Below are 16369 nucleotides of genomic sequence, written 5' to 3' on the forward strand. Positions count from 1 at the left end.
GCAAACGCGCCCACTGGTCTTCCGACAACGAGCGCGTTACCTGAAGCGATAAGGGTTCATTGGGGTGCTCTTTCTGATGCTGCTCAACAAGGCCCACTAACGTCTCAAGCGTTTGCGTTTGTGCATCGCAGCGATATCGCGTAAAACACTGGCTAAACAACGTCGGGTTTAACGAAGGGTGTCCACCCGCCAAACCGTGTTTAAACTCAACCAAAGACAGCCAATCCGCCCACGCATACCCTTCTTTCTTGATTAAAGCAAAATCCTCAGGCAAGGAAACCACTTCACCCGCGCAATCAACCGCACCGCGAATCAACGCCTGTTGCCAAAATTGCAGGAAGTCCTTATCCTCCCACAACCCATTGCCTATCTCGACAACTGAAACACCCGATGCAAGTGCTGTGACCAACTCCCCTTTCTTGAAAAAAAGCGAATCCCCCTGCAACACCCAGCGCCCAATTAAACGCTCCTTCCAATCCGAACCATGGTACAAATCAATGGCGTGGCTGGGCACCGTCGGATTCGCTTCCTGAAACGGCAGCGCTCGCTGCGAGGCAAGCAGCGTCGCCTCATCCAAAGGACACACCTCTATCGCATCCTTCCCAAACCGTGAGTAAAAATCTTCCCCCTGGTAACAATCAGGCTTGCTCGTGTTGATAAGCCCTATCACCATCGCACCAGCAGGCAAAGGCGTCCCATCCGCATGCGGCTTCGCATCAATCAACCCATTCAGCCGCACAAAATCTTCCGGACGAAACGCATCGTAATTCACCAAAAGAATGGGCGGATTACCTTCCTCATACGGCTTTTGCAAAAAATCATGCAACGGACCACCAGGGCCACGTTTTAAATCACCCCGCTCACCCTGCCGCGCCACATAAGGCGCTGAACAAATCAAATCATCCGGCGAGTTAATCACATACACCGGGCGATGGATGCGCTTTGCGTGCAACAGCAACGCCGATTGCAGCGCCAAAACCGATGCCTCACTGCCCAAATCAATCAACCGCTTCCCCTGCAAGGGCTGCAACAACCGCTGGCTGTACGACAACAGCGATTCCACTCGCGGCTTTTCCTTAACCCACGTCTCAAACCGACCATAATACGAATTCGGATTGCTCGGTATCTCCGGTAATTCTTCAATAACCACCGAAGAAGGCGGGAGTATCTCTTGAGATTGCGGCAAAACCTCCTGGGATTGCGGCAAAACTTCCTCAGATTGCGGCAAAACCGAAGCAGGAACTTCCGCAGGCCGTTTGACAGGAGGAACTGGATTCGTAACCGCAAGCTTCGCAGGGTAACCACCCAAATCACACGCAATCCAGTTAATCCCTACCTTCACTTCCACAAAACTGTGGCACTCATTGTTCACCACCCGCACCGGCGTCTTCGGATACCTCCTCGCCATCTCGTGCTTAAACGCAATCGCCCGATGCCGGCACGCACCTGTCTTTTGCGCATAAATCGCCTGCGCATACTCCTCGCCACGCAACTTGCCAACACCCGACTTAAACTCTAACCCCTTCCTGCCAAAACCATGGAATTCCTGCACCAACTCCTTAATCTCTCGCGGCAAAACCGCTTCTTTTTGCGGAACTTCAACCACATAATGAAGCGCCAACGCCTTCCCAGAACGATGCCTCGCATAATACTGGTTATCGCGCTTTGCATACTGAAACTCAACCTCCGCATCCGCCTGGTAATGCGCCAACACTTCCCGCGCATCCAACGACGCCAGCGCCTGCCAGTCATCACCCGCAGCCAGCATCTGCGTCCCACGGTAATGCTTGTAACTACGACGTTTAGCATGCAACGCCCGCCCGGATGACTCTGCATCTGCAACCCGCCCCACACTACATGGCGTCAACTGCAAAGACCCGCCATTCACTAAAGAAAAAGCAGCAGAAGCCTCGCAAGGCTCCGGGTTTAATCGAACCTCATCATACATGGACAAACGGTACCCACTCACCTCAGGAGGCGACTCAGGCAACTCCGATAACGGATAAAATACCCGCGTCACAGAAAATTGCTTCCCTTCGTTATACACCGTATTCGCATCAACCAACGCCTTGCCTTGACCAAGCGATGCCTGCAGCCCCGATGAGGGGAAAGCAAAACCCAGAGGATTCCCAGGCATTTCTCCATCCATCTGAGCCAATGATGCCAATGCTGCGAATGATGATTGCGAAACAGCAGGAGATTTTAATTTGGGCGCTTTAATTCCGGGGTAAAAGTCAGGAATACGTCTAAGACGCTCTTGTACCCGCGGATCTTTCAACAGGTGCTTAATAACCTCCCTTTTGTGACCGAAATCAAGTACTTGCAAATTAGGGGCGCTATTTAGCAAAGTTAGAAAATCGTCAACACTCAGACGTGAAGCATCAAGTTCCAGCTCGGTGAGAGAACTCAAATCAACCGGTTTAAGATTCAGTAAACGCGGACAATTCCATAATTTAAGGGAGGCAAGTTTTGGGGCTTTTTCGCGCAATTGAGCAAGACTAGCTGCGGTGACAGAATAGCCATCGATTGTCAAAGCAGTTAAATTCTTGCAAGGAATAGCATCGAGTAATTCTCCCAATGGTTCGATGAAAGAAGGAAGCTCCAGGCGTTTAAGCTTATGGGAAGCATGCAGCAAATGGCGCAGTGTTTGCGCAGATAAATTGGGGTTATTATTAGAAAATTCCACCAGATGGGGAAGCGACAGCGGCTCAGTAATTTCAAAAGGAGCATTAACCTCCAGGCTTACCAGCCCATACGCTTTCGATAAAAAAGATTGTAAATGCTTTAATTTTGCAGAAGGAATTTTAGATAATTTCAGTCGTTTCAAATGCTCAGGGTGGCTTAATAAAGGTAACAGTGCCGCATCATTACTGTTAAATTCTTCAAGGTGCGATAAATTAAAACCCTTGGTTAATTTAATTTGCTGAAAACCGTGCAGAGATAATGATTTTAAATTGGGCGCTGCAGCAAGCAAATTTTCAAAAACGCTGCCAGATAGCTGGCAATTGTTAAACTTAAACAAGGTAACATGGGGCAATTTGACTTCAGCCGCAAATTCCTCCTCTATCTTCAAGTCCTCTAAAATATAAGCAGTGCATTGCGGAAGTTTTGCAAACAATTTCTCCAGTAACGATGCCTGCATGGATATATTAAAGCATTCAAACGATTCAAGACTCTCGGGAAGGTAATCTACTCTGCTAATTGGTGTTGTTTGCAAATTTAGATGTTTTACATTAGTGGAACGCTGCAAGATGGATCCCAGGTTGCTCTCGCTAATATCAACAAAATCAAATGCTTCTATCCCAGTTAAATCGCTAAGCTGCTTTATGTACTCTTCGAATGTCTTCTTAACAGTCCCATCGTACGACACCAGAGCAGATTTGTATTTTTCCAATCCCGGTACAGAAAAAAAGTTACTTTCTGCTGCCAGCCGGCGAGTATGGTCCCTACATAATATGAATTGATCATCAATTACACGCGTCAATGCGGGTTTGGCGACTTTTAGAATTTTGATGAGTCGAGTTTTTAATTCTTTTGAAAGGTATTTTACAGAACCTACAGAGATTTCACGTTCGTTTGGATTAAAACGCCTCGGGTCTATCAGTTCAGTGAGCGTATGATCATCGAGTATATGCACTTGTTCTGGCAAAACCCCCAAATGCTTATAAGCGCTTTTTTTTATATCCTGCGGAAATTGCGGAATAATCTTAGGCTGATCTTCCTGGAAGATAAATTCTTCCAGAGGCAGCATTTCGTTTTCAACAGAAATATAGACATTAAACCCATCCGCGGCCAACTGGGCAAGCTTTTGCTGCACCTGCCATTGCTTCCATACCGACGCTGTGTTAAAGCTCCAATCGGCTAAAATGATGGTTTTCTTTTCCAAACTGCCAGCATTTGCCATTTGCCAGTAAGCTTTCTGCTGCAACAGACGCTCGACATTTAATTCTCCCTGCGGTGTATGGCTATAGCTTAAGCCGCCTGTTTGCAGGTAATAAAAGCTTGCAGGGTACATAGATAATCTTTTTAATATAAATATTTTAAATTATATTAAATGTTATAATTTTAAGCAAAAAAGATTATTTTGATGCAGAAAAGCAGGGATGGATACATTGAAATAATTAGAAAATATGTTTATAAATTATAAAAATTGGCAAATAATTTGATTTTTTGTCACTGCCATGCCTACTAACCATGTAGCGGAATTCGCCAAGCGCGCCGCGAAACTCCATGTGATTACAAGGGCCCATTAGTCAGTGCCGAATCTTCACAGATAAAATTGGTTATCCTGCATGGACAAGCTTGGAAATAAGTAGCGCAATAAGCATAATCCCTGCGATGATCTATGCTTATCGAAACCTAACTAAGACCTGGATAAATAGCTGCTTGTACTTACCCAGGTCGGCAACGGCAGTATGGTTTAATCCTGTCTGCAAGGTTTTTCGATAAAAAATTTACAATCTGCCAATGGATCAATCTGGCTTTACAAATTAAACTCGCCCTTAGCCTTAAAAACTGCATCCAAAGCAACCAAAGTTTCCAGCAAATCTTTCATTTTATCTAGCGGCCAACTGTTAGGCCCATCACTTAAAGCTTTATCAGGATTTGGGTGAGTTTCCATAAAGATACCGGCTATCCCGGCTGCCACTGCGGCGCGTGCCAATACCGGAACGAACTCGCGCTGCCCTCCGGATACGCCGTTATTTCCACCCGGCAATTGTACGGAGTGAGTGGCATCATAAACGACCGGACAATTCGTTTCACGCATGATTTTCAATGAACGCATGTCTGAAACCAAATTATTGTAACCAAAACTTACCCCACGTTCGCATACCATAATTTGCTCATTCCCGCATGCTTTGGCTTTGGCGACCACATGCTTCATTTCCCACGGGGCTAAAAATTGGCCTTTTTTAATATTAACGGGCTTATTCATCGCCGCTACATTTTGAATAAAATTAGTCTGCCGGCATAAAAAAGCAGGCGTTTGCAGTACATCGACTACGCTTGAAACTTCCAAAAGCGGAGTATCTTCGTGGACATCAGTTAATACAGGCACACCCACTTGTTTTTTTACTTTTTCAAGGATAAGCAGCCCTTTTTCAAACCCTGGGCCCCGATAGCTGTTCATTGAAGAACGATTAGCTTTATCAAAAGAGGATTTATAAATAAAAGGCAATTTTAATTGATCGCAAATTTCTTTGAGGTATCCTGCTGTTTCTATGGCAAGCTCTTCACTTTCAATGACACAGGGGCCGGCGATTAAAAACAGTGGGGCATCTATGCCTATTTCAAAACCACATAATTTCATACTTTATCCCTATGTTGTTGATGATAATTACGAGCGGCCAAAACAAATGATTTAAACAATGGGTGGCTGTCTCTTGGGGTAGAAGTGAATTCCGGATGGAACTGACAGGCTAGAAACCACGGATGCTCGGCTAATTCAACCATTTCGACCAAATTATCATCCGCTGAGCGCCCTGAAATAATCAGTCCATGTGCTACAAGCGCATCCACATATAAATTATTCACTTCATAACGGTGGCGATGGCGCTCAATAATTTGCGGTTTTCCATATGCCTTAAAAGCCAATGAGTCTTGTTCCAATTTACACAATTGGGCACCCAGGCGCATAGTGCCCCCCAGGTCACTGTTTTCAGTGCGCACATTTAAACTACCGTCTGCCGCTTGCCATTCACTGATTAACGCTATGACAGGGTACGCTGTTTCTTTGTTAAATTCTGTGGAATTGGCTCCTGCCAATCCAATTACATTGCGGGCAAATTCAATGACCGCAGCCTGCATGCCGAGACAAATGCCAAGGAAAGGAACTTTTTTCTCCCTGGCATATTGAATGGAACATATTTTACCTTCAACGCCCCGCTCACCAAAACCACCAGGAATTAAAATCGCATCTGCATTTTCAAGCAAGGAAGTGCCATGCTTTTCAATGAGTTCTGCATCAATGTAAGTGATTTCCACACGGGTTTGCGTATGGATACCGGCATGCAGCAAAGCTTCATTAATGGATTTATAAGCGTCATTTAATTCAACGTATTTGCCAACCATGGCAACTTTTACCGTCATATTTTGCTGGCGTTGTGCCTTCACAACGTTCTGCCATTCACTTAAATCAGCAGGTTTGACACTCATGCCTAATTTTTTAACAACAATTTCATCCAAGCCTTGCTCATGCAGGATCATGGGAATTTGATAAATACTTTTCGCATCCTGTAAAGAAATGACCCCTTCTTTTTCCACATTGGTGAATAAGGCAATCTTGCCGCGATCATTACTGGAAAGAGGCTGTTCAGAGCGGCAGATTAAAATATCAGGCTGAATACCGATTGAACGCAGTTCTTTTACGGAATGCTGCGTAGGCTTGGTTTTGGTTTCACCGGATGTGGCTATATAAGGAACCAAAGTCAAGTGAATAAACAACGAGCGTTGTGAACCAAGTTCTATCCGCATTTGACGGATGGCTTCAAGAAATGGTAAGGATTCGATGTCTCCCACAGTACCGCCGATCTCAACCATCGCGATATCAAAATTATCCGCACCGAGTTTTATGCAACGCTTAATTTCATTGGTTATATGTGGAATAACTTGAACTGTACCGCCTAAATAATCGCCCCGACGCTCTTTCTTAATGACATTTTCGTATATTTTACCCGAAGTAAAATTATTTAATTTTGTCATGGTAGTGCGCACGAAACGCTCATAATGCCCTAAGTCCAGATCAGTCTCTGCTCCGTCTTGTGTAACAAAAACTTCACCATGCTGAAAAGGACTCATCGTACCTGGATCCACATTAATATAAGGATCAAGCTTGATTAGAGTCACTCTAAGACCGCGCGCTTCTAGGATGGCGGCTAAAGAAGCAGCAGCAATGCCTTTGCCTAACGAAGACACAACCCCGCCCGTGATGAAAATATAATTTGTCATAGAAATCCCGTTGCAATGCTAAGCCGCGGATAAGCGGTTAATTTGATAGATGCATGTAAACGGGGGCTTATTTTATCAAATAAAGAACAGAAATAACACAGAATTTCCAAAATTAACGATGGTTTCCGCATAATTGGCAGATATGGATGTGTTAAACGCATGCAAAAGTCAGGAAAAGAACATACCCTTTTGGCGCAAAGTAATAACCCAAGTGTATCCTTGCAATAGATATCATCTGAAATCTTTACGATTTTTATGCCAATTGTCCTAAAACAGATTGCATGGATAAAGCACAATCCACAGCATCCATTCCTTTATGGCCATGTTTTCCCCCCAGGCGATCCCATGCTTGCGCCTCATTTTCCGTGGTTAAAACGCCAAAAACCACTGGGATTTCAAACTCCAAAGCTACCATTTGGCAACCTTGGCTTACCTGTTGGCATACATAATCATAATGCGTGGTTTCTCCGCGAATCACCGCGCCTAAGGCAATAATGGCTTGATGTTGCTTTTTTTTAGCTAAACGCTTGGCAACGATTGGAATTTCTACTGCTCCTGGAACCTCCACCACAGTGATATCCTGCTCAGTAAACCCGTAATGCTGTAATTGCTTCATCGCCCCCTGCAACAATTCCCGTGTGATTTCATAATTAAAATGGCTTATCACAATTGCAATTGGGAAACGATTAGTTTCATTTGGAATTCCCTGGATGTAATTCATAACTGCTCCTATTCAATTGCAAGTAAATGCCCAAGCTTCTCTTTTTTTGTTTTTAAATAATGTTGATTTTCAGGGGTAGGTTTTATCGACAGGGGGACACGATCACAAACCTTGATGCCGAAATTGCTAATTGCAGTAATTTTTTGAGGATTATTCGTAATTAACCGCAGCACATCAATACCCAAATATTTTAAAATTTGAAAAGCAATTGCATAGTCACGATTATCCACAGGCAACCCCAATTTTAAATTGGCTTCAACCGTATCCAGCCCCTGCTCCTGTAGAGCATATGCTTTTAATTTATTGGCCAATCCAATACCGCGGCCTTCTTGTCTTAAATAAATAAGTACGCCTCCTTCCTTAGCAATCATCTCCAGGGACTGATGCAGTTGTGAGCCGCAATCGCATTTGCAGGAACCAAAAACATCGCCGGTAATGCATTCAGAATGAATACGAACTAAAGGTACTTGGTTGGGAATTACAGGGTCTTTAAGCAAAGCAAAGTGTTCTGCACTATCCAATTGATTGGTAAAAACCGCCATAGTAAAATTCCCATATTTATGCAAGGGAATACGGCTGGAAGCAACTTCTTCCACCAATCGTTCATGACGGATCCGATAAGCAATCAAGTCTTTAATTGTGGCCATTGGAATTGCATGCTGTTGTGAAAATGCCAGGAGATCATCTCGCCTGCTCATCGTGCCATCATCATTAATGACTTCACAAATAACGGCGGCTGGTGTTAAACCGGCCAACTTCATCAAATCCACACTTCCTTCCGTCTGCCCCCCACGTTCAAGCACCCCTTTATCCCGTGCCCGCAGAGGAAAAATATGTCCTGGCGAGATAATATCATTCGGGCCACTTTCAGGATCAATGGCTACCTGAATAGTGCGGGCGCGGTCTTGCGCAGAAATACCGGTGGATACGCCAGTTGCAGCTTCAATCGAGACGGTAAAAGCAGTACCAAATGGTGAGCGATTATGATTGGCCATCATCGATAAATTAAGCTTATCGATCAGTTTTCCCTCCATAGACAAACAAATCAAGCCACGGCCGAAACGGGACATGAAATTAATCGCTTCTGCAGAAGCATGCTCGGCTGCAATAACCAGATCGCCTTCATTCTCTCGATCTTCATCATCAACCAGAATCACCATACCACCCCTCTGAAGCTCTGCGATGGCATGCTCAATGGTGGTAAAAGGATTTGTCATAATAACCTCTTAAAAACCCTAAGAGCCTAAGCTCTCAACTTAAATCTTGAAAAATTCAACACAATGATTGACTGCCAAACTGCCGGCCATGCAATTCACTTTTTTAAGAAAATGCCAAAGCCATTTGCGGACTTTAAGCAGTTAAAGCCGGCAAATCAAGTAAGCTTAATTGATGCGCTACAATGCGGGTCATATAGTCAAATTCAACATTCAAACGATCACCGGGTTGGCGTGCTCCCAGTGTTGTTTTAGCCAAAGTGTGTGGCACTAATAAAACGCTGACGCAATGATTCTTAACTGCATTAATGGTTAAACTTACTCCTTCCAGGGTAATACTGCCTTTAGGTAAAAGAAATTTACACTCCTCCGCCAAAAAGTCCCCTAAAATCATCTCAATATAATCCCCTACCGGCGCAATATTTTTTAATGTAACAGTGGTATCTACATGCCCGCTTACATAATGGCCGCCAAAGCGTGCAGTGGCCAACATAGCCCGCTCTAGATTTACTGCATCACCTTGCTTAAGGCTGCCCAAAGAAGTGCATTTTAATGTTTCAGGAGATACGTCAAATGCTAACCCTTGGCTCGTATCAGGCAATAAAGTTAAACACACGCCATTAATTGCAATGCTTTCTCCTGTTTTTAACCCGCCTAATTCTGCTTTTATCAATAAACGATTAGCAATTTCTCCTTGCACATTTGCAAGAACTTCGCCTTGCACTTCAATCAATCCTGTAAACATGCCTGCTCCTTCTCTGCAGCCTTTTCCCAATCCAGGCATACTATCATATTATCGCCCATTGGTTTCCATGTTATCGCGCAATTTCGTCTAAAAGCTTCCTCGCTCGTATAAGCTGAAACCGCCTTTGTTCCCAAATGAAAAGGGACGATATAAATATAAGTTCGATCCACCAGCCCTAACTTATGTAAGGACGTAAATAATTTTCCTCCAGCCTCAACCCAAACATCATGATACCCCAGATGTCCCAAATGACTTATCACGGCCTGCATATCCATTTCCCCATGTAAAGTCGGCATTGGGTAATAAGAAGCATTCTTATGCCGCGTTGACATTTGAATTTGCTCATCATGATAAATGTGGCAATGTTTGGCTGTTTGCAAGACGTTAGCATGCTGATTTAAAACTCCTTGCCTGTCGATGATTGCCACATGTTTTGCAGCCTGAACACCTGGTAAACGAACGTTTAAACGCGGGTTGTCTTCATTAATGGTGCGGGCAGTAGTCAGGATAACATCACTGCATTGCCGCTTTTTATGAGTAAACTCTGCACATAGGGAGTTGGAAAGCCAAAGCTGCTGACCTTGTTTACCTGCAATTTTACCGTCCAGAGTCTGGGCTATTTTACATGTCACAAAAGGCTTGTGAGTACAAGTCCATCGTTGATAACTTTGATAAAAAAGAGCAATTTCAGGCAGAGGAAAATACTCCACTTCCACACCCTGCTTTCTCAATAATTCCGGAGTATTATTGTTAATGACTACGGGATTAGGATCAGAATACGCATATACAACCTTTTGAATTCCATATTTAATAATGGCTTCTACGCAAGGAGGTGTCCGGCCCCAATGATTGCAAGGTTCTAACGTGACATACAACGTGATACCCGGAAGAGCAGGTTCAAGGCGGGCTAATAGAGCTTGTTCAGCATGCGGAGTTCCTGCTCCTTGATGCCAGGCTTGTGCTATAATCTTTCCGTTTTGTACTGCAATTGCACCGACGCTGGGATTGGGTGCACAAATCCCACGCCCAAGCCAGGCTTGGTCGAGAGCTGCGAGTAAAAACTGTTTGTGCATAGTTCAATCACCCTTGAAAAGTGCACATATGATAACAAATTATTCAATTTTTGAGTAGACTCATGAATTTGTTGCGAAAAAGCAAGTATTCAACATCCTGCTTTAAAAAGCGCTTACTAAACTGCATGGCAGCAATTTTATGTCTTATTTTGATTTGTGAATTGCAGCTGCATAGCACTGCGGCACACGCTTATTCAGCTTATACCAATCGCGAACTGGATGAATTGGAAAAAGAATTTATACAACAAATCAACCAAGCAAATAGCGTGCTGCGCAATCCTTTGGCAAGCCAATACATAAATCATCTGGCCAAACGATTAGCCCGCAGCTCACAATTACCGGTTCCCTATTTTTTTATCGTTAAATCCAACGAAATCAATGCTTTTGCCGGCCCAGGCGGCTACATCGGCATGAACTCGCAGTTAATTCTGGCAACGGAAAATGAAAGCGAATTGGCTGCGGTTATGGCGCATGAAATGGCACACGTACGATTGCATCACCTGTATCGCATGCTGGAACATCAAAAACAAATGCGCATTCCCATGCTGGCATCTGTTCTTGCTTCTTTCGCCTTAGGGGTAGTCAATCCCATACTGGGAAGCGGCGCTCTGATGGCTTCCTTGTCAGGTATTGCCCAAGATAATATTAATTTTACTCGTTCAAATGAAAAAGAAGCTGATCGTATCGGCATTAATATGTTGATTAAATCTGGCTTGGACCCGCGTGCTATGGCCAGTTTTTTTAAAAAAATGCAAATGCAATCCCGTTATTATTACACAGCCAATGTACCCGCCATTTTACGCACCCATCCCTTAGATGAGGACCGCATCGCGGAAGCGGAAAATCGCAGCCAGCACATTGTCAAAAAAACTTATCCTAATAGCCTCGATTATCATTTATTTAAAGAATTAATACGCGCTTCGGTATCGAATGATTATAAAAATTTACTGGATTATTATGCCAACCAATGTAGAAAACATAATAATGATACGGCCTGCCAGTATGGCCGTGCACTGGTGTTTCTAAACATAAATCAATATCAACAAGCACAGGAGAAATTGCTCCCCTTGCTGCAGCAGAATCCGGATAATTTGTATTTAGTCATCGCCCTAGCCCAGGCTGAAATTGGTTTGCATCAGTTCGACTCAGCCCTGCAAAGATTAAATGAACTACAAAATAATTATCCAGATAATTACGCAGCAATTGTAAATTATGCCCAAGGCTTAATGGCTGCAAATAAACCTGAACAAGCGGTCAGCATTCTTTTGAAAGCAAGCCGGCAATTCAAACAGGATTTGCCCGTTTGCCAGCAACTCGCCCAAGCGCAAGCCGCATCTCACCGCAAAGATTATGCTTATTTTACCCAAGCACAATGCGAATTGCTCCAGGGTAGAAAAACTGGCGCTTTGGCGCAGCTGCATTTGGCTAAAAAAATGGCAAAACACGATCCATTACTGCAAGCACGCATCACCGCGAAAATGGAAGAAATACGATTTTTGCAAAAGGATTAAGATTGTTAACAATTCACCTAATGGATGCCGAGGCTTGTTCGCGGCATCCATTAGGTCAAATCATTAGGAAACTCTTCTTACACGACATGCCATTCGATTGAGTTCTCTCAATTAAATTAATTTCCCATTGCCAATGTTTGAAATGTTTTTAGCGACGCGCTGCATTGATGGATAACTCCTAACCATATAAATCTTGCTGGTAATTTCAGCAACCGCTATACCAATCCATGTCTTGTTCTCTATGAGTAGAGAAACCTGCAAACTTATTAACAGGTTCCTGATAAATTGCCACCCCAGCTTCAGCTATGGTCAGGCGGCAAGTGAATTTCAGCAGGCCCTAATGAATTTTTCGCACCCAATAATTAATCAAGCCCCAATTTTTTTAGGCGATAGCGTAAAGTACGGAAACTTATCCCTAACAGCCGAGCTGCTGCCGTGCGGTTCCAGCGAGTTTTCTCCAGCGCATCAAGTATTAGTTCTTTTTCATGCTCTAGCAGCGTGCTGTTTAAGTCCAATTTTTTTTCAGAACCTGCTGCCGCCGATTGAGCGGGAACAGATTGCGGGAAGTGCAAATCCACCTGCTCTATAATATTGCCATTACTTAATGTCATCGCCCGCTCAAGAATATTTTCCAGTTCCCGTACATTACCCGGAAAAGAATAACCTCGCAGTGCTGCAAGCGCAGATTTTGATAATTGAGGCGGTTCACGACCCTGTTCCCTGGCTAATTTTTGCAAAATATTGTTCGCCAGTAGAGGAATGTCTTCTGCTCTTTCCTGCAAGGTGGGCACATGCAATTCAATGACATTAATTCGATAGTACAATTCCTGCCGGAAACGGTCCGCGGCAATTTCATCCAGTAAATTTTTATTACTGGCGCTTAAAATTCGTATATCCACAGGAATTTCGTTCAATTCACCAATGGGTTTAATTGCTTTTTCCTGAATGGCTCGCAGCAACTTGACTTGCATCACCAAAGGCAATTCGGCAATTTCATCGAGAAAAAGCGTTCCCCCTTGTGCTGCTTCGAATAATCCTTTTTTATCTGCAAACGCTCCGGTAAAACTACCGCGCTTATGCCCAAAAAACTCCGATTCCATGAGCTCTGCCGGAATAGCCCCGCAATTCACTGCAATAAAAGGTGCTTCACTTCTTGGGCCATAAGCATGGATTAAACGCGCGACCAATTCTTTTCCAACGCCTGATTCACCTTGAATAAACACAGGGGCTTGGCTTCGTGAGAGCTTGTAAATGCTTTCGCGCAAGGCTTGCATAGGAGCGCTTTCGCCGAGCAATAATTCATCCCGAGTTTCCGGGCGATGGTACATACGTAGCGCTGTTTCGACTAACGTTTTTAACATGGCCAAATCAACGGGCTTTGATACATAATCAAACGCGCCTGCTTTCAACGTATTTACAGCCCCCTCTACATTTCCATAAGCCGTGATGACTGCTACAGGTAATTTGGGTTTATTTTGCTGGATATAACGAACAATTTCATAACCATCTCCATCGGGAAGCCGCATATCGGTTAGCGTTAAAAAATATTCATTTTTATCAATAGCCTTAATGCCTTCTGTAAAGCTTGAAGCAACATCGCATTCTAATCCCATCCTTTTCAAGGTCAGCGATAATAACTCACGGATATCTGGCTCATCATCAATAACGAGAACTTTTGCATTCATAAGCGAATCTCATCATCTGGATTAAAACTAATGGCAAAACAGCATCCGATTTCGCATTCAACAAAATCAAGCTTGGCTTGATTAATTTCGCATAAATCTTTTGCTATGAACAACCCCATCCCATAGCCTGTTCTTACTGTGCTAAAAAATGGCTCAAAAACATGATTGCGTATTTTTTTGGGGATGCCCAGTCCTGTGTCGGAAATCAGCAATAAAGTCTTATTTGTCTTATCTTTAATCTCCAGCGTAATATCTACTTCTCCAGCCTGGTTACGCCCGTGCTGCATGGAATTGTCACATAAGATTATTAACACTTGTTCCAGTTGGCTTTTATCAAATACAACGGTTTTTCTTTTTTCCTTGCTTGATTTAAGTATAAGGTTACATGGATTAATAAGACAAAAATCGTGTTTAAATTGCTTGAGAAATGAATTTAGTTCAATTGTTTCCGGTTGAGCCTGCTGTCTTCTGGACATTTGCAAAACGTTTTTAATAACGCGATTCATCCGATCGCAATTATTAATGATCAATTGCTTAAGCCGTAGATCTTCTCCACTTAACTCTTTCTCTTCACCTAACAATTGTACCGCATGAGCGATTACACCGAGCGGATTGCGCAACTCATGGGCTATGCTTGCAGAAAAACGGCCCAGCGAAGCAAGTTTTAATTCTTGTGCTTGCTGAGCAATATGCGTCATGTCATTTAAAATCATCAAAACAGCTGTTTGGCTACCATAAGAAGCCGGGAAAAAATGCACTTGCAGATAGGGATTATCAATTGTAGTCTGGGCGGATTGCCCTGCTGTTTTTGAATGTGACAAAAATTGCAAGTACTTATCATACAGGGCGGAAGATAAATCACGTAACTTGAGATTTCCGGTATTTTCGCTCCAATTGAAAAAGCGGCGGGCAGCTGTATTGATTAATTTGACCTGTTTATTGGGATCTACATAAATAACACCATGTTGTAAACGCTCGACGATGTATTCATTAAGCCGTTGTACATTCGCAAGTTCCTTGGCGCGCGCCTGGGCCAATTGCTCACTGCTTTTTACCCAACTGGCAAGATACCAGGCTGTTAAAGCGGTCGCAAAAAAGCTTGCCCCATAAATGCCCGTGGAGAAAAAATGTCGTAAATCATCATGGACGCCAGTACCATATTGAATAAGGCTCGTTCCCAACAACATACAGCTTGCGATGGCTGCAAAAAAAATCGCTAAACGACCGGGAACCAAAATACTCAAAACAGCAATAAAGGCATTCAATAAGATGCCAAGACCGGCCTGGATATAACCAATCGTTTGAATAAAAAGCACCATGACCACGACATCCACAGTGCCTGAATAGACGACTTGCTGCTCAAACTTTAGCGATTTTTTATACCATACATATAAAAAGAGCAGGCCAAAAATAAAATAACAACCCAAAGCGCTTAGATAAACAATTGCATCGGCGTGGCTATAATGATCCAACCAAAAAAAGCCAAATAATGCGCCAATGCTTAGCAGACGATACATATTATAAACTAATAGCATTCGCCATTGTTTTGCCTGTGGGTCGTTTTTTTCAAGCGTCTGACTGTGCATCTCAGTAACCATAGTTTTATAACTATAGGTCATTAAAAGAAAAATGTACTAATGGACTTGTCATAAAGTGCTGCATGCCAATCAAATTTTGCACTATGATTAATATAGGCAAGTAAATAATGGAGTTATTTTATGGACAAGAAAAAATCGTATGAACAAATGCCGCGGCGAAAAGAACAAGAAGACGTGCATGAATCGAAAGGAGAGGAGAAACCCGACAAGGCAGTTTATCCTGCTTATGATTCCGATTTAGAGAAAGAGTTTGACGCAATTCGCTCGATTAATTGATTTGTAACACTATAAGCGGCAAGACAGAACGTGTATTAGCTTAAGACTACGATTACTGCGAGGTATATTTTAAATTTTCAAAGGCAATTTCTTGTTGTCCCGCAAGGATAGGTGAACCCAACTCTGTCTTAAACTTAAAAAAACTTTCTTTGGCTAACAAGGGAGAATGTTTGGGCGTATTCGCCATATAATCCTGAATAATATTCTCGATTTGCTCCTTAGCTATTCCTGAAACCGAATCGACACTCTCTTTACCAATGCTCGTTACATCTACTTTTCTACCATCAAAAGGGATAAAGAGTGATGTTAATTTTCTCAACATTTTATTGATGAGCTCAGGCGTAAATTCCCTAGCCATCTCATGATGCTTAAGATAAGCTTCCACAGTAAGGGGGGACGGCTCTAAGCTAAATTGGTATTCATCACTTAATAAATCAAATAATTTTGTAAACCTCCCCTTATTAGTGCCAACCTAAACTAGGTTCTGTCGACATTGATGATTGTGTATAATCTGCGATAGAAATGACATGGTGGTTTTATGCTTACAGATGATGAATGGAACAGGATTAAAGATTGCTTACCAGGTAAGTCGGGGGAT

11 protein-coding genes and 1 pseudogene are annotated in these 16369 nt (G+C 43.2%); 2 read left to right on the plus strand and 10 right to left on the minus strand.

The window, feature by feature from the left end; genetic code table 11:
* The 7 genes and pseudogenes from ELY11_RS11285 to ribD form a co-directional block, all read right to left on the minus strand.
* Nucleotides 1–4015: pseudogene (locus tag ELY11_RS11285) on the minus strand (hypothetical protein); the annotation flags it as partial.
* Nucleotides 4016–4483: 468 nt separating this feature from the next.
* The gene (gene kdsA / locus ELY11_RS11290) at nucleotides 4484–5311 is read right to left on the minus strand and encodes a 3-deoxy-8-phosphooctulonate synthase (RefSeq protein WP_127033579.1); all 828 of its coding nucleotides are present in this window, start codon (nucleotides 5309–5311) and stop codon (nucleotides 4484–4486) included.
* Nucleotides 5308–6948, minus strand: a complete 1641-nt coding sequence (locus ELY11_RS11295; RefSeq protein ID WP_127033582.1) for a CTP synthase — start codon at nucleotides 6946–6948, stop codon at nucleotides 5308–5310. The genes kdsA and ELY11_RS11295 overlap by 4 nt, the downstream gene beginning before the upstream one ends.
* Nucleotides 6949–7201: 253 nt before the next feature.
* The gene (ribH, locus tag ELY11_RS11300) at nucleotides 7202–7669 is read right to left on the minus strand and encodes a 6,7-dimethyl-8-ribityllumazine synthase (RefSeq protein ID WP_126955042.1); all 468 of its coding nucleotides are present in this window, start codon (nucleotides 7667–7669) and stop codon (nucleotides 7202–7204) included.
* Nucleotides 7670–7677: 8 nt separating this feature from the next.
* Nucleotides 7678–8886, minus strand: a complete 1209-nt coding sequence (ribA, locus tag ELY11_RS11305) for a GTP cyclohydrolase II (protein WP_126955041.1) — start codon at nucleotides 8884–8886, stop codon at nucleotides 7678–7680.
* Nucleotides 8887–9019: 133 nt separating this feature from the next.
* A complete protein-coding gene (gene ribE, locus ELY11_RS11310; RefSeq protein ID WP_127033585.1) occupies nucleotides 9020–9628 on the minus strand; it encodes a riboflavin synthase in 609 nt (202 codons plus the stop codon).
* Entirely contained in the window at nucleotides 9613–10701 is a 1089-nt protein-coding gene (gene ribD, locus ELY11_RS11315) for a bifunctional diaminohydroxyphosphoribosylaminopyrimidine deaminase/5-amino-6-(5-phosphoribosylamino)uracil reductase RibD (protein WP_127033588.1), read from the minus strand. The genes ribE and ribD overlap by 16 nt, the downstream gene beginning before the upstream one ends.
* A gap of 125 nt (nucleotides 10702–10826) precedes the next feature.
* Between ribD and ELY11_RS11320 the strand changes: the two genes are divergently transcribed.
* Nucleotides 10827–12212, plus strand: coding sequence for a M48 family metalloprotease (locus tag ELY11_RS11320; protein ID WP_127033591.1), 1386 nt, complete (start codon nucleotides 10827–10829; stop codon nucleotides 12210–12212).
* Between the two features lie 362 nt (nucleotides 12213–12574).
* On the opposite strand, the gene ELY11_RS11325 is transcribed toward ELY11_RS11320, so the two are convergent.
* Together ELY11_RS11325 and ELY11_RS11330 are read right to left on the minus strand one after the other, a co-directional pair.
* On the minus strand, nucleotides 12575–13897 hold the full coding sequence (locus tag ELY11_RS11325; RefSeq protein ID WP_127033594.1) for a sigma-54-dependent transcriptional regulator: 1323 nt from the start codon (nucleotides 13895–13897) through the stop codon (nucleotides 12575–12577).
* Nucleotides 13894–15483 (minus strand): two-component system sensor histidine kinase NtrB, encoded by a 1590-nt coding sequence (locus tag ELY11_RS11330; RefSeq protein ID WP_127033597.1) that lies wholly within the window; start codon nucleotides 15481–15483, stop codon nucleotides 13894–13896. The genes ELY11_RS11325 and ELY11_RS11330 overlap by 4 nt, the downstream gene beginning before the upstream one ends.
* A gap of 132 nt (nucleotides 15484–15615) precedes the next feature.
* Here ELY11_RS11330 and ELY11_RS12430 point away from each other — a divergent pair, with 132 nt between their 5' ends.
* Nucleotides 15616–15771, plus strand: a complete 156-nt coding sequence (locus tag ELY11_RS12430; RefSeq protein WP_158615200.1) for a hypothetical protein — start codon at nucleotides 15616–15618, stop codon at nucleotides 15769–15771.
* A 52-nt stretch (nucleotides 15772–15823) separates the two neighbouring features.
* On the opposite strand, the gene ELY11_RS11335 is transcribed toward ELY11_RS12430, so the two are convergent.
* Entirely contained in the window at nucleotides 15824–16129 is a 306-nt protein-coding gene (locus ELY11_RS11335; protein WP_127033600.1) for a hypothetical protein, read from the minus strand.
* Between the last annotated feature and the right edge of the window lie 240 nt (nucleotides 16130–16369).

It is taken from the genome of Legionella septentrionalis, from assembly GCF_003989745.1.
Classification (GTDB): Bacteria; Pseudomonadota; Gammaproteobacteria; order Legionellales; family Legionellaceae; genus Legionella_A; species Legionella_A septentrionalis.